At 40.9% G+C, this 22,037-nt stretch carries 24 protein-coding genes; 4 read left to right on the top strand and 20 right to left on the bottom strand.

The window, feature by feature from the left end; all coding sequences use genetic code 11:
• The 20 genes from ahcY to NTU69_02730 all read right to left on the bottom strand — a co-directional run.
• On the bottom strand, window positions 1-1,200 hold a 1,200-nt coding region (ahcY, locus tag NTU69_02635), incomplete at its 3' end, for an adenosylhomocysteinase (GenBank protein ID MCX5802426.1).
• Window positions 1,201-1,317: 117 nt separating this feature from the next.
• Entirely contained in the window at window positions 1,318-2,481 is a 1,164-nt protein-coding gene (metK, locus tag NTU69_02640) for a methionine adenosyltransferase (protein MCX5802427.1), read from the bottom strand.
• A 53-nt stretch (window positions 2,482-2,534) separates the two neighbouring features.
• Window positions 2,535-4,319, bottom strand: a complete 1,785-nt coding sequence (ptsP, locus tag NTU69_02645; GenBank protein ID MCX5802428.1) for a phosphoenolpyruvate--protein phosphotransferase — start codon at window positions 4,317-4,319, stop codon at window positions 2,535-2,537.
• Window positions 4,316-4,582, bottom strand: a complete 267-nt coding sequence (locus NTU69_02650; GenBank protein MCX5802429.1) for an HPr family phosphocarrier protein — start codon at window positions 4,580-4,582, stop codon at window positions 4,316-4,318. The genes ptsP and NTU69_02650 overlap by 4 nt, the downstream gene beginning before the upstream one ends.
• A gap of 6 nt (window positions 4,583-4,588) precedes the next feature.
• The gene (locus NTU69_02655) at window positions 4,589-4,999 is read right to left on the bottom strand and encodes a PTS sugar transporter subunit IIA (GenBank protein ID MCX5802430.1); all 411 of its coding nucleotides are present in this window, start codon (window positions 4,997-4,999) and stop codon (window positions 4,589-4,591) included.
• A 10-nt stretch (window positions 5,000-5,009) separates the two neighbouring features.
• The gene (gene rapZ / locus NTU69_02660) at window positions 5,010-5,855 is read right to left on the bottom strand and encodes an RNase adapter RapZ (protein MCX5802431.1); all 846 of its coding nucleotides are present in this window, start codon (window positions 5,853-5,855) and stop codon (window positions 5,010-5,012) included.
• A complete protein-coding gene (gene hprK / locus NTU69_02665; GenBank protein MCX5802432.1) occupies window positions 5,852-6,793 on the bottom strand; it encodes an HPr(Ser) kinase/phosphatase in 942 nt (313 codons plus the stop codon). The genes rapZ and hprK overlap by 4 nt, the downstream gene beginning before the upstream one ends.
• A 124-nt stretch (window positions 6,794-6,917) precedes the next feature.
• Complete coding sequence (locus NTU69_02670) at window positions 6,918-7,379, bottom strand: PTS sugar transporter subunit IIA (protein MCX5802433.1); 462 nt, start codon at window positions 7,377-7,379, stop codon at window positions 6,918-6,920.
• Complete coding sequence (gene raiA, locus NTU69_02675; GenBank protein ID MCX5802434.1) at window positions 7,376-7,900, bottom strand: ribosome-associated translation inhibitor RaiA; 525 nt, start codon at window positions 7,898-7,900, stop codon at window positions 7,376-7,378. The genes NTU69_02670 and raiA overlap by 4 nt, the downstream gene beginning before the upstream one ends.
• Before the next feature lie 86 nt (window positions 7,901-7,986).
• The gene (rpoN, locus tag NTU69_02680) at window positions 7,987-9,375 is read right to left on the bottom strand and encodes an RNA polymerase factor sigma-54 (GenBank protein ID MCX5802435.1); all 1,389 of its coding nucleotides are present in this window, start codon (window positions 9,373-9,375) and stop codon (window positions 7,987-7,989) included.
• On the bottom strand, window positions 9,362-10,105 hold the full coding sequence (gene lptB, locus NTU69_02685) for an LPS export ABC transporter ATP-binding protein (GenBank protein MCX5802436.1): 744 nt from the start codon (window positions 10,103-10,105) through the stop codon (window positions 9,362-9,364). The genes rpoN and lptB overlap by 14 nt, the downstream gene beginning before the upstream one ends.
• Window positions 10,105-11,013 (bottom strand): LPS export ABC transporter periplasmic protein LptC, encoded by a 909-nt coding sequence (gene lptC, locus NTU69_02690; GenBank protein MCX5802437.1) that lies wholly within the window; start codon window positions 11,011-11,013, stop codon window positions 10,105-10,107. Before lptC ends, lptB begins: the two co-directional genes overlap by 1 nt.
• A gap of 6 nt (window positions 11,014-11,019) precedes the next feature.
• Entirely contained in the window at window positions 11,020-11,997 is a 978-nt protein-coding gene (locus tag NTU69_02695; GenBank protein MCX5802438.1) for a KpsF/GutQ family sugar-phosphate isomerase, read from the bottom strand.
• Window positions 11,994-12,806, bottom strand: coding sequence for a 3-deoxy-8-phosphooctulonate synthase (gene kdsA / locus NTU69_02700; GenBank protein ID MCX5802439.1), 813 nt, complete (start codon window positions 12,804-12,806; stop codon window positions 11,994-11,996). The genes NTU69_02695 and kdsA overlap by 4 nt, the downstream gene beginning before the upstream one ends.
• On the bottom strand, window positions 12,791-14,440 hold the full coding sequence (locus tag NTU69_02705; GenBank protein MCX5802440.1) for a CTP synthase: 1,650 nt from the start codon (window positions 14,438-14,440) through the stop codon (window positions 12,791-12,793). The genes kdsA and NTU69_02705 overlap by 16 nt, the downstream gene beginning before the upstream one ends.
• 2 nt (window positions 14,441-14,442) lie before the next feature.
• Entirely contained in the window at window positions 14,443-15,627 is a 1,185-nt protein-coding gene (locus NTU69_02710) for a cofactor-independent phosphoglycerate mutase (protein ID MCX5802441.1), read from the bottom strand.
• A gap of 55 nt (window positions 15,628-15,682) precedes the next feature.
• Window positions 15,683-16,972: a homoserine dehydrogenase gene (locus NTU69_02715; GenBank protein MCX5802442.1), complete on the bottom strand. Its 1,290-nt coding sequence runs from the start codon at window positions 16,970-16,972 to the stop codon at window positions 15,683-15,685.
• A complete protein-coding gene (locus NTU69_02720; protein ID MCX5802443.1) occupies window positions 16,969-18,153 on the bottom strand; it encodes an aminotransferase class I/II-fold pyridoxal phosphate-dependent enzyme in 1,185 nt (394 codons plus the stop codon). Before NTU69_02720 ends, NTU69_02715 begins: the two co-directional genes overlap by 4 nt.
• 132 nt (window positions 18,154-18,285) lie before the next feature.
• Window positions 18,286-18,768 (bottom strand): adenosine-specific kinase, encoded by a 483-nt coding sequence (locus NTU69_02725; protein MCX5802444.1) that lies wholly within the window; start codon window positions 18,766-18,768, stop codon window positions 18,286-18,288.
• A 74-nt stretch (window positions 18,769-18,842) separates the two neighbouring features.
• Complete coding sequence (locus NTU69_02730) at window positions 18,843-19,766, bottom strand: radical SAM protein (GenBank protein MCX5802445.1); 924 nt, start codon at window positions 19,764-19,766, stop codon at window positions 18,843-18,845.
• A 112-nt stretch (window positions 19,767-19,878) separates the two neighbouring features.
• On the opposite strand from NTU69_02730, the gene NTU69_02735 reads away from it, so the two are divergent.
• The 4 genes from NTU69_02735 to NTU69_02750 all read left to right on the top strand — a co-directional run bounded on the left by NTU69_02735 (window position 19,879) and on the right by NTU69_02750 (window position 21,715).
• Window positions 19,879-20,721, top strand: a complete 843-nt coding sequence (locus tag NTU69_02735) for an ATP-binding protein (GenBank protein ID MCX5802446.1) — start codon at window positions 19,879-19,881, stop codon at window positions 20,719-20,721.
• A gap of 125 nt (window positions 20,722-20,846) precedes the next feature.
• On the top strand, window positions 20,847-21,056 hold the full coding sequence (locus NTU69_02740) for a hypothetical protein (protein ID MCX5802447.1): 210 nt from the start codon (window positions 20,847-20,849) through the stop codon (window positions 21,054-21,056).
• Complete coding sequence (locus tag NTU69_02745) at window positions 21,046-21,252, top strand: hypothetical protein (GenBank protein MCX5802448.1); 207 nt, start codon at window positions 21,046-21,048, stop codon at window positions 21,250-21,252. Before NTU69_02740 ends, NTU69_02745 begins: the two co-directional genes overlap by 11 nt.
• Entirely contained in the window at window positions 21,233-21,715 is a 483-nt protein-coding gene (locus NTU69_02750) for a UPF0158 family protein (protein ID MCX5802449.1), read from the top strand. The genes NTU69_02745 and NTU69_02750 overlap by 20 nt, the downstream gene beginning before the upstream one ends.
• The last annotated feature ends 322 nt before the right edge of the window (window positions 21,716-22,037 follow it).

Here is a 22,037-nt window from a genome sequence, read left to right on the forward strand (position 1 = left end):
GACCTTCTTTTTTAGCTGCTTCCCGTTTTTCCACATATATTCTGAACAGAGTGCCTGGTTGGCAAAACTCATATCCATTACATCAGAAGGATGGCCTTCAGCACACGCAAGATTTACGAGTCTCCCTTCTCCTAAAAGAAAAATCTTTTTCCCGTTTGAAAGGGTATACTCATCGATGAATTCCCTTATTCTTTTTTTCTTCTTCTTCATCGATTCGAGGGCGCCTATATCAATCTCTACGTTGAAATGTCCTGAGTTGCCAATGATTGCCCCGTCCTTCATCTTCTTGAAATGCTCTGCCCTGAGGACATGTATATCACCGGTAGTGGTGATGAAGATATCACCGATTGGGGCGGCATGGCCCATGTCCATCACCTCAAAGCCATCCATGTGTGCCTCCAGTGCCCTTAAAGGATCGACTTCTGTAACAATCACATGGGCACCAAGTCCTTTTGCCCTCATTGCAACCCCCTTACCGCACCACCCATAACCCGATAGCACAAATGTTGCGCCTGCAAAAAGTACATTTGTTGCCCTGAGAATCCCATCGATCGTGCTCTGGCCTGTTCCATACCTGTTGTCAAACATGTGTTTTGAGAGTGCATCGTTTACCGCTATGATTGGAAAGCATAGCACACCCTCCTTCTCCATACTCTTTAGCCTTATAACGCCTGTGGTTGTCTCCTCGGACCCACCGATTATGCCCCTCACAAGCTCCTTTTTCTTTTTTTCATTGAGGGTCTTTAACCAGCGCTTTATCGTTCCGTGCAAGGCTTCATACCTTTTAAGGGCAATCATATGCAAGGCGCCGACCAGGTCCGCACCATCATCCATTGTGATGTTCGGCATAAAGGCAAGGGCCTTCATGATGTGTGTGTAATACTGGTTATCATTTTCTCCCTTTATCGAGAAAGTCGGGATTTCTAAATGCTTTACGATAGCAGCTGCAACGTCATCCTGTGTGCTTAACGGATTTGATGCACACAGTGCAACCCCCGCCCCGCCTTCTTTCAGGGTTCTCACGAGGTTCGCTGTCTCTGTGGTAACATGGAGACAGCATGAAATCCTTACGCCTTTAAGAGGTTTTTCTTTTTTAAACCTCTCCCTTATTTTTCTCAGTACAGGCATCCTTCGTTCTGCCCATTCGATCTTTTCATAGCCCTGATCTGCTAAACTCAGGTCCTTTACATCATAATCCATACTGTCCTCCGTAATAAGCTTTTAGCAGTCAGCAATCAGCTTTCAGCAAAAGAATTGTAGGAATATCTGTCTTTTCTATTTTCGCTGATAGCTTATAGCTGAAAGATAGTGGCTACATTAAATGCCTGCTTTCCTTCTGATTTCTTCCACCATATCGAGCTTTTCCCAGGTGAATTCCGGTTCGTTCCTTCCAAAATGGCCGCAGAAAGCTGTTTTTTTGAATATGGGCCTCAAGAGGTCGAGTCTCTCAATAATCTTTCTCGGTCTCAGATCGAACAATTCATTCACAATTTCTGCTATCCTATCCGGACTTATCCTGGAGGTTCCATGGCTGTTGATCATCACAGAAACCGGCTTCGCAACCCCTATTGTATAGGCTATCTGCAATTCAAGCTTGTCGGCAAGACCGGCAGCAACAAGGTTTTTTGCAATATATCGGGCCATGTAAGAAGAACTCCTGTCTACTTTAGAAGGGTCTTTACCGGAGAAGGCGCCACCCCCGTGTCTTGCCTGACCACCATAGGTATCAACAATAATCTTTCTCCCTGTCATACCGCAATCCGCTTTGGGTCCTCCTACAACAAACCTGCCGGTCGAGTTTATGTATATCTTTGTATTGTCATCCATCATCTCCAGGGGTATCACCTTTTTAATCACCTCTTCAATGATACCTTCTCTTAAGGTATTGTATGTGACATCAGGGTTATGCTGGGCAGCGATTACGACAGCATCGACCCGCTGGGGCGTCCCGTCTATGTACTCGACTGTTACCTGGCTCTTTCCGTCAGGTCTCAAGAAGTTAAGGATATTCTGTTTCCTCACCTCGGACAGTCTTTTCACAAGCTTATGGGCAAATGCAATGGTCATTGGCATAAATTCGGCAGTTTCATTGCACGCAAAACCGACCATTAAACCCTGGTCGCCTGCACCCTGTTCATGGCTCTCGGATTCATTCACACCCAATGCTATATCCTGGGATTGTTCATCTATGGATGTTATTACAGCGCAGGTTTCCCAATCAAAACCCATGGATGAGTTGTTATATCCAATCTCCTTCACTGTATCCCTCACGATCCCGGGAATGTGAACATAACAATCAGTTGTTATCTCGCCACCAACAAAAACAAGCCCTGTTGTGACAAGTGTTTCGCATGCTACCCTGCACCTCTTATCCTGTTCAATGATCGCATCAAGTATTGCATCTGAAATCTGGTCTGCAACCTTATCCGGATGCCCTTCTGCGACAGATTCTGATGTAAAAAGAAATCTACTCATTCCCATTCCTCTACCTCCTTGGTTTATTAAAAGGGTTCAAGGATTCAGCCGCTTGAAACCTATTCTTCATAACTTTTTATAAAATCTCCTGGAAATAACCTCGCCATCTCATTTCTCAGTATGTACTCCCCTTCCTTTGCCGAATCTGTTCTCAATACCTCCTCCAGCAGCTCCTTACAATAACTATGCTCAAGCCCTCGTATAACCTTTTTTACCCTCGGTATAGAATAGGGGTTCATGCTCAATTCATCAAGATCCAATCCTAAGAGTATTGGAACGTAAAGTGGTTCACCCGCCATTTCTCCACATAACGCAACTTCAATTTTATTTGCATGGGCATTCATAACCGTCCCCTTTATCATCCTGAGTACTGCCGGGTGTAATGGTTCGTATAAGTAAGAAACATACTCATTGACCCTATCAATTGCGAGGGTATATTGTATCAGGTCATTAGTCCCGATGCTAAAGAAATCCACTTCCTGGGCGAGCAGGTCACTTATCATACATGTGGAGGGCACCTCTATCATAATACCAACTTTTATATCTTTGTTGTATGCAACCTTCTTGTGGCTTAATTCTTCCATGCACTCTTTTAGCACTGCCTTTGCTTTTCTCACCTCATCTATGCCTGAAACCATGGGGAATAGTACCCTTAGAGGCCCATAAGCACTTGCCCTTAAAATCCCCATAAGTTGTGATTTGAATAACCCCATCTCTTTTATACATAACCTTATAGCCCTTAAACCCATGGCCGGATTCATCTCTTTTGGCACCTCAATATCAGATACAAATTTGTCCCCGCCTATATCTAAAGTCCTTATTGTGATATATTCTAATAATTTGTTTTCTGCGAGTTTTCTGTATATATGATAATGGTCCATCTCTGTAGGCAGGGTCTTTTTTGACAGGTAAATATACTCTGTCCTGTAAAGACCTATTCCAAGGGCGCCATATCTCTCTACAATGTCAATCTCGGCAAGGAGCTCTATATTTGCCCCGACTTTAAGCTTGAAGCCATCCCTGGTCTCTGGTTTTAATTTTGCTATCCTCAAAAATTCCCTTTTTTGGCTCCTCAAGTGTTGCTGTTTTGCAATATAATCTTTTTGAACCTCCTGAGTGGGGTTTATGATAACAACCCCTTCATCACCGTCTATGATTATTTTGTCGTTGTTCTTGATCAGGCTTGTGATGTTGCCTGTACCCACAACCGCTGGAATCTCAAGTGCCCTTGCGACGATAGAGGTATGGGATGTTCTTCCACCCATATCAGTTGCAAACCCCGATATTTTGTTGAGATTTAACTGGATGGTGTCTGCAGGGGACAAATCGTGGGCAACTATGATCGCCTTCTCCTTCATGCCCTTGCTACTTATGTCTGACCTTTTCCCTTTGACCAATATCCTTATGAGCCTTTCGTATATATACTTAATGTCCTGACCCCTTTCTCTTAAGTAAGGGTCTTCTACCTTGTCAAAACTCGCTAAAAATTTTGAGACAACGATATCAAGTGCCCACTCCACATTAATTTTCTCTTCTTTTATTGTATCGATTACAGCGTTGATAAAAAAATCATCCTGGAGCATGAGCATGTGGGTATCTATTATAAAGGCATGTCTTTTGATTTCATCGTCCAGTATGGTTTCTTTGATAATGTTTAATTCCTCTATGGCAGTCCTTATGGCATGTCGAAATTTGAGGACATCCTTTTCTATCTGTTCTTCCTTTATTGACCGTTTGTTTATAGGGATCTTGCCCCTCTCCAGCAGATAGACCCTACCGGTCGTTATCCCGGATGAAACACCAGTACCTTTAAGAACTCTATTTACAAAGGTTTCTTCGTTCATTCTTCCTGGAACCCATCCTCAATCAATTTTCCGAGTTCATTAAATGCATCATTTTCATCATGACCGTCTACCTTTAGCATGACTTTACTGCCGAGAGGGCATGCGAGCATCAGGATGCCCATTATGCTTTTCCCGTTCACCCTTGTTCCGTCCTTCTCCATCCAGACATCAGCCTTAAACTCGTTTGCCTTTTTTACAAATGTTGCAGCAGCTCTTGCATGAAGACCCAGTCTGTTCCTGATAGTAAATATCCCTTCAACCATATGCTTTTATTCCTTTTTCCTTGTCTTTAGTACATCTGTTGCAAGATAAATGTTTTTCTGACCGTATTGGGTAATAAAATTGGCAAGTTCATCCAGGGATTTCCCCTCTCTGTATGTAGTAAGCTTTATTAACATGGGGAGGTTTACCCCTGTTACCACCTCAACCCCCCCTTCCTCTAAGAAAGAGAGGCTGATATTCGAAGGGGTACCCCCAAACATATCCGTCAAAATAAGAACCCCATCTCCTGAATTTACACCCTTTAATGCATGAACAACCTTATTTTTAAGCTTATCTACATCCTCATCTGGAAATATATCCACATATTCAAATTGTTTTTGTTTACCCACAATCAATTCGGTAGCTGCTACCATCTCCCTTGCAAGATTAAAATGAGCTATAACAATTATTCCTGTCATCTTCCCCTCCCTACCTGTCAATATCCCTGTGAAGCGTGGACACATTATAATTCATCATCGAAAACTGTCCTGCAAGTTCGCTCACAATAGATACCGATCTGTGTTTTCCTCCAGTACACCCAAAGCATATTGTAAGATAACTCTTACCCTCTTTTTCGTATAGGGGTATAAGGTAGACCAAAAAATCTAAGAGCAGATGAAAATATCCTTTATAAACCTCATTGGATTTTATATATTCCTTTACCTCATCGGAAAGACCTGTTTTTTCTTTCAATTCTTCGATGAAAAAGGGGTTGGGTAAAAACCTCACATCTAAAACCATATCTGCTTCCAGGGGTATTCCATAGGCGTATCCAAAAGACATAAGGTTTATCTTCATTCTTTTCTCATCCTGGCTGTATGTATTCAACACAAAACGCCTTAGTTCATGTGGGGTAAACTGTGAAGTATCAATTATTTTATCTGCGATGTTTCTAATCCATTTTACAAGTTCTCTCTCTTCCTTGAGCGCATCCTTGATGTTGGAGGCATTATATAATGGATGGGACCTCCTTGTTTCTCGAAATCTTTTGAGTAATATATCATCAGGGCTTTCAAGAAATATCAGCTCTGCTCCATATTTATCTTTTATGTTTTTTAATATTTCCTTCCCTTCATCAAAAAACTCCCTTTCTCTGACATCAACAACAAAGGCACACCTCATTATCTTGTCGCCTGTCAGTTTACATAATTCTAAAAACTTCTGCAGTAATATGAGAGGGAAATTATCTACACAGAAATAGCCGGCGTCTTCAAGGGCCCTCAGAAAAGTTGTCTTTCCAGAACCAGAAATGCCGCTCAAGATCATTGCCTTCATATATTCGATTTACCTTCCATAGATTTCAACATTCTTTCTTCCAGATTTTTTGCTGTATATATGCCCTGTTTTTTTAAAATGTAGTTCCTGCATGCAAGTTCTATTATTGCAGATACATTTTTCCCCGAGCTTATTGGAACCTGCACCAGCGGTAAATCAATGCCGAGGAGTCTGTACCTTTCTTCTTTTAAACCAACCCTTTCGTACTCTAACTTGTCATCCCAATCCATAAGTTCTACAACAAGGTCTATCTTCTTTTTATCACTCACAGCAGAAACTCCAAAGAGATATCCTATATCAACAATGCCTATCCCTCTTATTTCCAACAAGTTTTTTATCATCTCGGGGGATTCCCCGTACAGATCAATAGCCCCCATCTTTTTCACATGTACCACATCGTCAACAACAAGTCTGTGGCCACGCATAATCAGTTCAAGGGCATTCTCACTTTTACCGATACCGGGTCTGCCTATTATCAATACCCCCAATCCCATAATATCCATCAGCACCCCGTGTACGGTAGTAGATGGTGCGAGTTCTTCCTCGAGAAGCTTTGTAATCCTTTCAATAAAGACAGAGGTAATGAGTTTAGTTCGGAGCATCGGTATACCCTTTTCTTCTGTCTCAATGAGAAAATAGTCCGGCACTTTAAGGTTTCGTGTTACAATAAAGCAGACTACATCATGCCTGCAAAGTTCCTTTATTATTCTTTTACTTTCTGCCTCTGGCTGGGACCTCAGGTAGGTAATCTCATTGTTTCCGAGGATCTGGACCCTGTGGGGATGGAGGTAAACCATATGACCTGTAATTACAAGCCCAAGCTTTTGTATCCTTGGATTATATATTTTTCTTGAAAGACCCTTCAAACCAGAAATGGCTTCTAATTCTAATCCGTATACTTTATTATCTTTAAGTTCTTTTACTGTTATCCCCTTCATCTTTGAATTGTGAATTGTGAATTGTGAATTGCGAATATTGAAGTTCCGAAATTCGAAAGCTTCAACCCCGCTGGAAGCGGGGCAATTCGAAATTCGAAATTACTTGACGTGGTTATTATTTGCATTAAAGTCTTCTATCCTCTTCCACGACATTCGTGTATATATCATGGGCATCTGTAAGGTCGATGAGCCTTTTTCTAAAAGATGGGTCTCTTAAGATCTTTGAGATTCGGGATAACATTTTGAGATGCAGACTTGCTGAATCCTCAGGCGCAAGGAGTAAGAAAAAGATATGTACAGGCTTTCGGTCCACTGCATCAAAATCCACGCCGTCTTTTGACCTTCCAAAGGCACATACAATGTTATGTATACCCTTCATCTTTCCATGGGGTATGGCAACTCCATCACCAATGCCTGTACTCCCAAGCTTTTCTCGCTCTAAGATCACATTAACCGCCTTTTCAATGTTGTGAATCAGATTTGCCTTTTTTAATACATCAACAAGCTCAAAAAGGGTCTCCCCTTTTGTTTTACCTTTTATATCAGCAACAACACATGACTCTTTTAATATCTCTTCTATCCTCATGGTGCCTTTCCTACTGTTTCAATTAAACTAAAATTGCCATCCTTCCTTCTGTAGATCACACATACATTATCCCTTTCCCTGTCACGAAATATTATAAAACTATCTCCTGAAGCTTCAAGTTGCATGATAGCCTCTTCAGGGTCCATGGGTTTTGCATCTATGGTTTTTGTTATAATAATTTTTGAACTCCCCTCCTCCCCGATAGAGGAAGTACGTTTTGGTTTTCCTTCCCTATATTTTTTTAGCTTGTCCCTGTATCTCGTTAATCTCCTTTCAAGCTTGTCAAGGATTTTATCAATGGCTGCATGCATGTCATCCATTACTTCGTGGGCATTTATCACTACACCGTTTAAAGTACAAATTACATCTACTCTATGCCTGTATTTTCTTTCGAGTGAAAGCACTACATGGACATCAAGTGGCATTTCCACATATCTCTGTAATCTCGTGATCTTTTCTTCTACATAGCTTTTTATATTCTCATCTGGATCTATATGTCTGAAACTTATCGTGATATCCATGATGCCTCCGCTCATAAAAATAAGGTTGGTAGATACCCAACCCCTGATACAAAGTTAACAGATATCAGGCTCTATGTCAAACCAATTCAATCCAGCGCTTTTCTCTCTCTTGAGGAGCTTATGTTAAGTAACTCTCTGTATTTTGCTATTGTTCTCCGTGCAATTTTTATATTCTGTTTCTCTTTCAACAAGGGAACAATCTCGTCGTCTGTCACAGGGTTCCTTTTGTCTTCACCCTCTATGATCTCTGTTATGAGGTTCATTACGACATTTGTGGAAAGGGAATTTCCATCTTCTTTGCTGATTCCTGTGGGGAAAAAGAACTTCATTTCAAAAATGCCGTGTGGGGTACTCATATACTTATTTGTGGTTACACGGCTTATGGTGGACTCATGAACGCCTATGTCTTGTGCAACATCTTTGAGTATAAGGGGTTTTAAAAACTTTATGCCTTTCTCGAAGAATTCAAGCTGACATTGTACTAAGCTCTTTGAAGTTAGATATAATGTTCGCTGCCTCTGTCGTATGCTTTTTATAAACCATTCTGCCTGTTTGATCTTATTCTTAATATATCTTTTTGTGTCCAGGTTTACGCTTTTACCTGTATAAAGCTCAATATAATATCTATTCATCCTGAGTTCAGGGATTTCTTCATCGTTTAAAAACACTTCGAATCCGTCATCTTTCTTCACCACATAAACATCAGGGACTACATAGGAGGTATATTCATCTCCATAGTTTTTCCCTGGTTTTGGATCAAAACCCTTTATTTTTACAAAAACCTCTTTTATTTTCTCCAGTGGGTATCCTGTTTTTTTTGCAATTTCTTTTAAATTATTTTTTTGAAAAAGCTCAAGGTGTGAAGTAATTATTTGCTCGAAGATCGGGTCCTTTTCCCCTCTCATTTCATATTGAATAAGGATACACTCTTTTAGGTCTCGAGCACCAACTCCTGGTGGATCCAGTTTCTGGATTTTTTTAAGGACAGCTTCTAAAGACTCTGCAGTAATGTCCGATACCCTTGAAATCTCTGAAATTGGGTAGGCTAAGTACCCGTTGTCATCTATATTTTCTATTATCCATTCTGCGACAATCCTGTCGTTTGAGTCAAAGTCTGCAAGACCTACCTGCCACCTTATGTAATCTCTCAGATTATTTGTCTTTTTTGCTACATTTTCATAATCTGGATACTCCTTTTCCTCTCTGCCTCCAAATTCCTCGGAGGGAGAGAATCTCTCCAGCCATTCTTCCACCTCATCCTTTTCTTCTACAGGTTCTTCTGTAGTTTCCTTTTCCTCTGCCGGTTCTTCTCCAGTTCCCTTCTCTTCTGCCTCTTCTAATATAGGGTTTTCCTTTAATTCCTGTTCAATAGCCTCAATTAATTCCAATTGCGATAGCTGTAAAAGTTTTATTGCCTGCTGGAGTTGCTGGGTGAGTACAAGTGAAAGCTTTTGAGTTTGCTTAAGTTCCAACATCGATGTAAAATTCCTCTCCTAAGTACACCTCTCTCACTATCTTATCCTTTGCCACCCCCTCAGGGGTTCCTTCAAGGAGAACCCTGCCGTTGTTTATTACATAAGCCCTGTCACATATAGGTAAGGAATCTCTCACGTTGTGGTCCGAAAGAAGTATACCGATCCCTCTCTTTTTAAGTCCATGTATTATCTTTTTCAAGTCAGAAACAGATATAGGATCTATACCAGAAAATGGTTCATCTAAGAGCATAAACCGGGGGGCAATCATTAAAGCCCTTGCTATTTCCAATCTTCTTCTCTCACCTCCGGAGAGCGAATCTGCACTATTTTGAGATAGCTGTTCCAGCTTGAATGCCTCAAGGAGCTCCAGGACCCTGTGCCCCATCATTTCTCTGTCCATGTCGTTAAACTCGAGGATCGACTTGAGATTATCCTCAACACTCATCTTTTTGAAAACGGAAGGTTCTTGTGGGAGATAGGTAATGCCCTTTCTTGCCCTCATAAACATCGGGAGGGCAGTAATATCCTCAGAACCAAGCAATATCTTCCCGTTGTCTGGCTTGATAAAGCCTATAATCATATAGAAAGTAGTTGTTTTACCTGCACCATTCGGTCCAAATAGTCCAACTATCTCGCCTGTATTTACATGTAAGTTAATCTCATCAACTACCTTCCTGGCATTGTAAGATTTGGATAAACTCTCGGTAAAAAGTTTTGAATGTTCTGTCATTATTTTTCCAACCTCATTTTTGGCTTGTCTATCGAAAACTTTCTGTTGGACAGGTTATATATAATTGGTTCGCCCTCCATCTCAACATTATCCTTGAAAATCTTTGGTGACTCTGTAAACACTATCTTGTCATCCTTAAAATGATATACCGCCTTTTCACTTTTCGCAATAGTCCCCTTTGAAATCAATCTCACCTTGCCCATGGCATCTACTCTTTCCATATCATTCCCCTTGCTAAAGATGTAAAGTTTGTCACAAAGGAGGTTCATATCTTCACCCTTCATTATAACCTTGCCTTCTAAAATGTATCGATTTTCTTTTAAAAGGTATACAAACTTATCGGATTCAAACTTGTACCTCCCCTTGTCAGTTTCTATAAAACCCGCTACATCCTTTCCAATTCTCACAATTTCTTCATTTGTATTAGCAGTGAGTCCTATACCCCTTAAGGTCAACTTACTACCCTTTATGTCCACCGGAGCGCTTGTGGAGGTAATACCTTTCTTGAAATCAAAATCCATGAATCTGCTTTTGAGCCTGTACTCGTTATAGATAATATCCACGTCTTCAACAACACCCTTTTCCTCGTCAGTGTTCATAGTGCCTTTTGTACCTTTAAAAAATACTGTAGCACCCTCCTTTGGCTTGTATTTTCCTTCAAGATCCTCCATTAACACTACAGGTTTATCGATAAATTTTCTCGCAATTTTTGCCTTTATTTCCCAATCTGTAACCCCCTTCTTTTCTCCAGAATACTTCACGTCTTTAAAAACAATTACACTTTTCGCTTCTTCTAATATGGGGAAGATTATTTTCTCAGGCTTCTTGAGAAAAAAGTATAGAGCCAGTAAAAGGCTTGATATTATAAATCCTGATGCAATATAAACAACAATCCCTCGGTTTTTCATCCATCCTCATACAATCTTTGCCTTCAAAAGGTCATGGATATGAATAATGCCTACAGGATACCTTTGTCCTTCTCTCTCTGTAACAAAAAGCGATGTTATAGAAAATTCTTCCATCTTTTTTAATGCATAGACGGCAAGGGCATCTTTTCTTATTACTTTTGGATTGACAGTCATCACATCCTTGGCCTTTTTTATCAACAAGTTGTCATATTTTTCAATCGCTCTCCTCAGGTCGCCATCGGTTATCACCCCTATAAGCTCTTCCTTTTTATTGAACACACCCGTCACACCCAATCTTTTTGAGGTGATTTCAAGAATGGCATGTTTCATGGATACGTCCTTTTGCACCCTTGGTAAGGCATCCCCTGTATGCATCAGGTCCTCTACCCTTAAGAGCAATTTCCTTCCTATTGTTCCGCCTGGATGGAGAGATGCAAAATCCTCTATTTTAAAATTTCTTTTCTCCATAAGGGCAACAGCAATTGCATCACCGAGTGCAAGCGTAGCGGTAGTACTTGATGTGGGAATCATATTGTAGGGGCATGCTTCATCTACCTTCACATTGAGGACTATATCCCCGTAGTTTGCGATTGTTGATCTTGTATTTCCGGTGATGACAATGGTTATTATGTCCATTCGCTTTATCCAGGGAAGTATTGTTATTATCTCTTCTGTTTCGCCACTATTGCTCACAACAACAAGCACATCACCCTTTTGAAGCATACCAAGGTCGCCGTGAAGTGAGTCAGCAGGGTGTAAAAAGAGAGCAGGGGTACCTACGCTTGAAAGGGTAGACGCTATTTTCTTGCATACGAGTCCGGATTTGCCTATCCCCATCAGTACAACCCGGCCCAAACATCCATGTATTATATCAACCACCCTGTCAAAATTATCATCAAGACCCTTCATTACATCAAGGATCGCTTCTGCCTCCTTTTTCAGGACTTCCCTTCCTATATCCCTGACCCCCGGCTTATTATTCATAGTGCTTCCTCTATCGTTTTTAGTGTCTTTAAAAGACGTGGCAGCTCATCGAGGGAAATAGAGTTTTCGCCATCGCACAAAGCCTTTGACGGGTCTTCATGTACTTCCATGAAAACCCCATCTACCCCTATAGCAATAGCAGCCTTGGCCAAGGGGAAAATAAATTCTCTTTCTCCACCAGAGCGATTAATCATCGCCCCGGGTTTTTGAACACTATGGGTAGCATCAAAGATCACGGGATATCCAAAACCCCTCATAATCGGTATAGCCCTGAAATCGTTCACAAGATTATTATACCCAAAGCATGTTCCCCTCTCTGTAATGAGGATCTTAGAATTTCCAGTAGATAAAACCTTGTCTATGGCGTGTTTTATTTCATAGGGGGATAAAAACTGCCCTTTTTTGATATTAACGGGTTTACCCGTCTTTCCACACGCCACAAGTATATCGGTCTGCCTTGATAATAGTGCCGGAACCTGTAATACATCCACTATTTTTGAGGCAATACCCGCCTCCTCTGCTGAGTGTATGTCAGTTAATACCAAAACCCCCACATCCTTTTTTACTTCGGAGAGTATCCTCAACCCTTCTTCCATGCCTTGCCCTCTATAACTGTTTATGGATGTTCTGTTTGCTTTATCATAGGATGATTTGAATATAAAAGGTATATTGAGGGCACCAGTCAATTTTGAGAGTTTTTCGGCTATCCTTAGGGTTATATCCCTTCCCTCAATAACACAAGGGCCACCAATAAATACGAAAGGTTTCCCTCCAATCTTTATGTTTCCTACCTTCACCTTTTTTTGCATTTTTGTCTTTCTTGCCTCTGTTTTAAAGATGCTTTGATGAATTCTCTGAAAAGGGGATGCGGGCTGAAAGGTTTTGATTTAAACTCTGGATGGAATTGGCATGCCAGAAACCACGGATGGTCTTTGAATTCAATGATCTCAACAAATGTTCCATCAGGAGAAATACCTGTGATGTTCATTCCACACTGCTCCAACTCTCCACGATAAGCCACATTGAATTCATATCTGTGTCTGTGTCTCTCGTGAATCAAATCCTGATTGTATGCTTTATGGGCAAGGCTTCCCTGTTTTAGTTTACAGGGATAAGCACCAAGCCTCATTGTGCCCCCTTTGTCTGAAAATTTATCCCTTTTCTGAGTCTTATTTTCCCTGTCTACCCATTCTTCAATAAGGTATATGACTGGACAGGGTGTGTTTTCGTCAAATTCTGTACTATGTGCCCCTTGAAGTTCTGTTAGGTGTCTTCCCATTTCAACAACAGCAAGTTGCATACCGAGGCATAAACCAAAAAAGGGGATCTTATTTTCCCTTGCATGCTGTATCGCATTAATCTTGCCCTCTATCCCTCTATCTCCAAAACCACCAGGCACAAGTATTCCATCTATACCATCAAATTGCGAAATTGCCCCCTTTTCTAACTCTTCTGAGTCTACATACCTTATATTTACCTTACAATTGTTTGCGATACCTCCGTGAACAAGGGCTTCATTGAGACTTTTGTATGAATCCTTCAGCCTCACATATTTGCCTACAACGGCTATTTCTACCTGTTTTTTAGGGTTTTTTATCACATCAACAATGCTTTCCCATTTTGAGAGGGCTGGTTTTCTCGACCATATATTGAGTAATTTTGTGATTTTTTCATCTAACCCTTCATTGTGGAATAAGAGTGGCACTTCGTATATTACATCTACATCCTTCGCAGTTATCACTGCATCTTTCTCCACATTACAGAAAAGTGCTATTTTATTTTTCAGTTCTTGAGACAAAAACTTTTCTGTTCTGCAGAGGAGAATATCTGGCTGAATTCCAATCTCCCTTAACTCCTTCACACTATGCTGGGTTGGTTTTGTTTTCATTTCATCGGCTGTCCTGATGAAGGGGACAAGTGTGAGATGGATGAACAACGTATTTTCTTTCCCTAATTCATTCCTTAATTGCCTTATCGCTTCAAGAAAAGGAAGGCTTTCAATATCACCGACTGTTCCTCCAATTTCCACGATCTTCACATCGATTCCATCGTCAACACTCAAAATCCTTCTCTTTATCTCATCGGTGATGTGCGGTATAACCTGAACAGTGCCCCCTAAGTATTCGCCTTTCCTCTCCCTTGATATAACGGTGTCGTATACCTGGCCCGTAGTAAAATTGCTTTTTTTTGAGCCAACAACATGTGTGAATCTTTCGTAGTGACCTAAATCCAGGTCTGTTTCTGCCCCATCGTCGGTGACAAATACCTCCCCGTGTTGAAAGGGGTTCATTGTGCCTGGATCAACATTGATATAGGGGTCAAGCTTTGATAATGCCACGGTAAGGCCTCTCGACTCAAGGAGTGCACCGATTGATGCTGAAGCAAGGCCCTTGCCAAGGGAAGAAACAACGCCGCCGGTCACAAATATGAACTTTTGTCTCATTGTTATTGTCCCCTTATGAAAAACTCAATCAACCCTTCACCGTCAAAAATCTTATCGCCTGCACGCTCATCGTATCCTGATTGGCATCCATTTTTTTTGTTCATTTTATCAAATATTGCAAAGGGGACCGGGCATGCATAGTGTGTTCTCATCGATATAGGGGTTGCATGGTCTGTAACAATCAAAAATCTTATATCTTCTTTCATACTTTCAAAGATTGCGCCCACAATTTTGCTATCAATACTCTCAATAGCCTTTATCTTTTCTTTAACATTGCCATTGTGAGAAGCTTCATCGGGCGCCTCAATATGAATATACACAATATCATGGTCCAGTAAGAGTTCAAGTGCCTTTTTAGATTTTGCTGTGTAGTCTGTATCTAAATAACCTGTAGCACCTTCAACATAAGGCGTATCAAACCCTATAAGACTACTTATGCCCTTTACCAGATCCACAGCAGCAACTGTTGCCCCTTTCATGTTATGCTTCTCTGCAAATAATGGAAAATACGATCTTTTCCCCTGTCCCCATAACCATATACTGTTCGCAGGGAGTTTCCCCATCATAATTCTCTTCCTGTTTACAGGATGGTCAGATAAGACCCGTTGAGAATTTCTCATCAACGATAAAATCTCGTCCGCTCCTTTACCCGCTGGAAGGTAAGGTGAAATCTCTTTTTCCATAATATTATGGGGGGGTGTTGATCTCATCTCATATATACCTTCCTTCCATAACATTATGTGCCTGTAACCCACACCGGTAAAAAAGTGGAATTCATCGCTTCCCAATGCCTTATTTAAATCTTCTATAATAATACTGGCTTCTTCTGTGGTTATATGTCCTCCGCTAAAATCTTCCATGATAACTTTATCAGGTAGAACTTGAAGATTTACGAGATTACATCTGAAGGCTACATCATTCTCGTCCATTTCAATGCCCATGCTGTAGGCTTCAAGAGGTGCCCTTCCTGTATAATATTTTGACGGATCATAACCAAATATGGATATACCGGCGACATCGCTTCCAGGAGGAAGGCCTTCCGGTATCGTCACCACTTTTCCACAAAACCCTTCTTTTGCCATCATATCCATGTAAGGTTTTTTTGCAACCATGAGCGGTGTTTTGCCGTGAAGTTCATTTAAAGGAAAATCCGCCATACCGTCTCCAATGATTACCACATACTTCATCTGACTGACCCCCATAGGAGTCTCTTGACTATGCCCCTTGGACCCTTTAATTTCCTCACAGATTTCCTTCCTCAATCCTTATATATACACTCCCACCCCTTATAAATGGTAGCCTGTCTATCTCCGACTTTGCTTTTTTTAGGTTTTTCTCGATTGCCTCGTGGGTGAGCATTACTATTGGCACATAGCCGTTTTCTTTTCTGCCTTTCTGGGTAACTGCGGAGATGCTGATCTTGTAGTTTGCCAATATACCTGAAATTTTTGACAGCACACCTGGTCTATCCTGTGCAGCAAATCTCATGTAGTAGGGGACAGAAGATTCTTCGCCCCCTCTTACCCTTTTCTCACCTATGTATACAGGAATCTTTATCCGTGGAGCCTTAACCTTAATCCTGAGCGCCATATCCACTATGTCACTCACCACTGCGCTGCCTGTAGGGTCACTGCCTGCTCCCCTTCCATAATAGAGGTTGGGGCCAATCCTGTCTCCCACCACATAAGTAGCGTTGTATACGCCATTCACATTACTCATCGGATGGGTTATAGGTATCATTGCGGGTCCAACCCTTGCCTCTATCATGCCTTTTTCTTCCTTTGCTACTGCAAGGAGCTTGATTTTATATCCAAATTCCTTGGCGAAACCTATATCTACCTGTTCTATTTTCGATATCCCCCCTGTTACTATATCTTTCATGCTTATAGGACAATGAAAGGCTAAACGTATCAGTATGCATAGTTTATGAGCTGCATCTATACCTTCTATATCCAGTGTTGGGTCTTGTTCTGCAAAGCCCAGCCGCTTGGCATCATTCAGTGCATCATTAAACGATATACCTTCATCTGTCATCTTTGTAAGGATATAATTGCTTGTGCCATTAAGGATACCGAGGATATAGTGTATTCTATTTCCAATAAGACCATCCCTTATTACCCTTATCACCGGTATACCACCACAAACCGATGCCTCAAACCCTATTTCACAATTCTCTTTCTCCACAAGCTTAAAAACCTCATCCCATTTTTCTGCAAGGAGGGCCTTATTTGCAGTTACTACCCATTTCTTTTTCTTTATAGCCTGAACAATATAATCGTAGGCGGGTTTTATGCCTCCAATGAGCTCAACAACAATGTCTACATTTTTATCTTCTATGAGTTCGTAAGCATCCTTTGTAAGAATGCCCCTTTTTAGTTTTATCCCTCTATCCCTCTTAAGGTCAATATCTGCAATCCTTACAACCCTGACATCAATACCTGTCCTCTGTTTTATGAGGGAATTGTGTTCTTTAAGGATTTTATATGTACCGATGCCTACAGTGCCTAAACCTATAATTCCAACGCCTATCATTGTTTTTTTGAAGAATAAAAAATATTTTTAATACCCTTCGCTGCCTGTTTGATTCTATGCTCGTTTTCTACAAGTGCAAATCTAATATAGCCTTCACCATACTCTCCAAATCCTGTTCCCGGTGATGTAGCCACCTTTGCCTCCTGTAATAGAAGTTTTGAAAACTCTACTGCACCCATTGACACAAACTCATCAGGGATTTTTGCCCAGACAAACATTGTTGCCTTTGGTTTTTCTACTTTCCATCCATATCTGTAAAGCCCTTCGCACAGTGCATTTCTTCTTCCCCTGTATATTTCGGTAATCTCAAGCACATCGGCATCGCCATCATTTAAGGCGATAATGGAAGCAATCTGAATGGGCTGGAATACGCCGTAGTCAAAATAACTCTTGATCCTGGTGAGTGCCGCAATCATCTTTTTATTCCCAACTGCAAATCCGACCCTCCATCCTGGCATGCTGTAACTCTTGGAAAGGGAGAAAAACTCCACGCCTATATCTTTTGCCCCTTTTACCTGTAAGAAACTCGGGGCTATATAACCATCGAAAACTAAATCTGCATATGCCAGATCATGAATCACCATTAAACCGTGTTCCTGAGCGAAGGAGACGATCTTTTCAAAAAAATCAATTCCTACAACTTCTGTTGTAGGATTATTTGGAAAGCTGATAATCAGCATCTTTGGCTGGGGCCATGTAGTTTTTATCGCAATGCTCAGTCTTTCGAAAAACTCATCTTTTGGCAAAAGTGGTATGGTCCTGAGGTCTCCCCCTGCTATAACAACAGAATAGGTATGTATTGGGTACCCGGGGTCAGGGACAAAGACTACTTCCCCATGGCTTATCGTTGCGAGGACAAGGTGTCCTATCCCTTCCTTGACACCCATTGTCACAACAACCTCGGTTTCAGGATCGACATCAACATCATATTTCCTTTTATACCAGTTTGAAATTGCAACCCTCAATTTATGAATCCCACGTGTAACAGAATACCTGTGATTTCTTGGATTTCTGACAGCCTCTATAAGCTTGGAGACTATATACTTTGGGGTGGGGATATCTGGATTACCCATACCGAGGTCAATAATATCTTCTCCCCTTCTCCTGGCCTCAATTAAAAGGTCTCTTACTATACCCAGCCCGTATGGTGGTAATCTTGATATTCTATAGAATTCATCCATTTAGATGAAAATTAACATTTATAAGGCTTAACAGTCAACAGTAAATACAGTGGATAGTGAATAGTAGTTAGTGAATAGTTTAGGAGAATTTAACACTATTCACCCATTCACTGAACACTATTCACTGGTTCATTACAGTTTATATCTGAATCTGCGGAGCAATTCCTTTCTTGCCTTTTTGTCCTCTTCCTTTTCTATGCCCTTTGGTTTTACCCCGTCAATCACACCAAGGATACCATTACCCTCCTCTGTCTCTGCAACTATGACCTGAAGAGGATTTGCTGTTGCGCAGATGATATGACATACCTCCTGGCAATTTTTTAGTGCATTCAGGACATTTATCGGAAACCCGTCTTTCAAAAAAATGACAAAGGTGTGACCACAGGAGAGGGAAAAGGAGGTTTCGGCGGCCAACTTCATCAATGCCTCATCATTCCCTTCATATCTTGTAAGACAGGGTCCGCTTGCTTCAGAGAAGGCAACCCCAAACTTGAGGGAAGGGGAGGAACCAAGAAGGATTTCATATAGGTCCTCAATGGACTTTACAAAATGTGACTGCCCGATGATGATATTCAAACCTTCAGGGATATCAATCTTTATTGTTTTTATTTCCATTTTTAATCCTCCTTTATTTTAGGGTGTAGGGGTGTAGGGTTCAGGGTATAGACTTAACCATTAAACCCTATCCTCTAACCCCTATACCCTTTTCTAAATGGTTCTGCCATTTCAAAGTCCGGCACATAAAGTGGTGCGCTTTCCAGTTCCTGAATAAATACATTTTCAAAACCATTTTCTGTTAAAAAATCTATGAGCCCATCATACTCTTCCTGGGTGATTTTTCTGTTGAGCATGGGATACATGGAGGCTTCATGCAAGGGGTAATACTGGGACATAAGGCTAATAAAGGTGCTACTCCCGAGGGCGTTTTTGATCCATGCCAAAACGCGCTTAGAGCCAGCAAGATTGCTCGGGAGAACAAGATGTCTCACGAGGATACCCCTTAATGCTATCCCGTCTTCTATATACAAATCCCCTACCTGATTTTTCATTTCAAATATGGATAATTGGGCGTACTCAGGATAATTCTCTGTGTCTGAGAGCCTTTTTGCAACTTGTGGATTCCAGTACTTGAAATCAGGGAGATAGATGTCTATTAAACCATCAAGAATTTTAAGGGATTGTACATTCACGTAAGCATTCGTGTTATATACAAAGGGGATATTGATGCCGTTCTTTTTTGCCTCCACAATCGAAGCTGCAATAAGGGGTATATATGGCGTAGGACTGACGAGATTGATATTATGACAGCCCTCTCTCTCAAGGTGGAAGAATATCTCAACGAGTTCCTGAATTGAGACCTGCTTCCCGACCTTTTTATGGCTTATCTGGTAGTTCTGGCAGTAAACACATCGCAGGTTGCAGGAAGCAAAGAATATATTCCCCGAACCTTTTGTGCCTGAGATGGGCGGTTCTTCACCAAAGTGTGCCCCAAAGTGAGCAATAATAATCTCATCAGCAATGCCACAGAATCCTTCTTTGCCCTTAAGCCTGTTTACCCTGCATCTTCTCGGGCACAGCTCGCAATTTTCAAGGAGGGAAAGGAAGTCATCCATAGTGATAATTATAGTAGGTTTGATGTGTGATTGGAAGAAGTTTTCATAATCCTTAACCTATCGATGACATTGGTTTGACATTTGAAATGGTAATACCTAAAATGAGACAGATATGCTTCAATTAACGGAAGATACTTTTGAGCAGTTTTTAGATATATTTCAAAACTCATCGGCTATTGATCTTCAAGGTGTAACTTTCATTGACCCTTACGGGATGGTTGGCCTTCTTGAGGTGGGAGAACTTCTAAGGACAGATGAGTTTCAAAAAACGATGCTTCTCCCCGAATCAGAAGAAGTCCTGCGGTATCTCGAAAGGATGAATTTCTTCAAATTTGCCAGTAAATATTTTATGCTTGAGCCTTCAAAGCCGCATATATCAAAGAAATACCGCAGAAGTGCATATTCGGATGTACTGCTTGAGATTACGCCAATTGAAAAATCTGACGATATACATTTCATAGTTGGTAAGGTTAAAGAGCGTGCCCATTCGATTCTTGAAAGGCACCTCCACTATGATGAAAAAACAATAAGCGGGTTTGTTGTTGCACTTTCTGAAGTATGTCAGAATGTGATAGAGCATAGTAATAGCAAAGGATTTGTGGGTATTCAAAAATACCATTTCCAGAATCTAAACAAAAATGTTGTAAAGATTGCCGTAATGGATATTGGTATAGGTTTCAAGCAATCCTTATCAGAACGGTTTTCATTGAAAAACGACCTTGATGCCCTCGAAAAAGCCCTTTTTCACAGGGCATCCAGATACACCGATGAAGGAAGAGGGCACGGTCTTGCTGCCGTAAGACGTTTTGTGGACCAGTGGAATGGCAAACTTTCCATCCGCTCAGGCAAAGCAAAACTTTCAGTTATACCGGAATGGGCATGGGGGAAAGAGAAAGAGCAAAAAATGACCTTCTTCCCCGGTTCCCAGATCAATATAATGCTGCCAGAGAGGTAAATAGTACATTTTTGTTCAAGGTTCAATGTTCTATGTTCAAAGTTAAAAAACGAGTCTTTATCAAAACTTTGAACCTTGAACGTAGAACCGTTTCTTAAAAAATCACTTGACAAATTAATTAATTTATGATTCAATTGATTCTGTTGAATATGATTGATAACGAGACAATAATAAAGGAACAAATCAGAAAAGCTATCATTGAGGCAGGCAATGACCCTCTTTTTCTCGCTGATATAGAAGAAGTGTTAAAAGATTATGAATATGCAGATTTTGATAATACCGTGACAACGATTTTAGATACATCTGAATTTGTGAGGAAAAGATATGAAATCTAAAAAATATAATTTCAAGGAAACGGTAGATAAATTTGAGGAATACCACAAAGACCCTGACCAATTTTACAAAATCTTTATAGAACCTGGCTTTTCCTGGGTGGATGATGGATGTGATGGTTTTTGTCCTGAATGCGAACAGAAGTTGAAATGTGAAGTGTATGAAGATGAGGTATACCATGAAAAAGCTAAAGGTTGACCTTGATGAGATTGCGATGGAGATTGATAGGCGGGATGATTTTGGAAGCACGATTCTCTTTGATACTGAAACCGGACAAATTGTGAGTATCCCTGATGAGTTGATGCGGGCAGTCGAAGAAGATGACGAAGAGGCACTTGAAAACCTGCCGGAATGGGAGAAGGATTTGATTGAAACAGCAAAAAGTATCTGCTCCGATGAAGCTGGAAGATATGAAGAAATACCAAAAAAACCATCATATGAGGCTTATGATCTTATGGTTGAGTTTGCCGAGACTGTGAAAGACATTCATCTCAAAGAGAAGCTCAATATTGCCCTCGATGGCAAGGGCGCCTTCAGGCGATTCAAAAATGTTCTATCTGATTACCCTGAAGAACAGGAGAGATGGTTTGCGTTTAAGGATGAGAGAATGAGACAGGAAGTCATAGACTGGCTCAATTCATTGGATATAGAACCGATTTGAGCACTAACGGGAACCCTTAAAGAAGGAGATTTTATGGAAGTTTATAAATGCATACATTGTGAAGGTATAAGCCGAATAGAAGTAATTAAAGACACAGAGAAGGCAACAGAGCCAGAAATAGAGTTTTGTCCATTCTGTGGGATGTCAAACCTATATCGTAAGGAAGAAGATTAGAAAATGCCTGAATATAAACTTTATACCCTCCTCAAAGAAGAGCTTAAAAACGGATCGAATGACCTTGTGACGAGGTCAACGGGGCAGACGATAAGAGACAGGATAGAGCGGGATATTGCGAAAGAGAAAGATGGGGCGGTTATTGCCA

Source organism: Pseudomonadota bacterium, assembly GCA_026388215.1.
Classification (GTDB): domain Bacteria; phylum Desulfobacterota; class Syntrophorhabdia; order Syntrophorhabdales; family Syntrophorhabdaceae; genus JAPLKF01.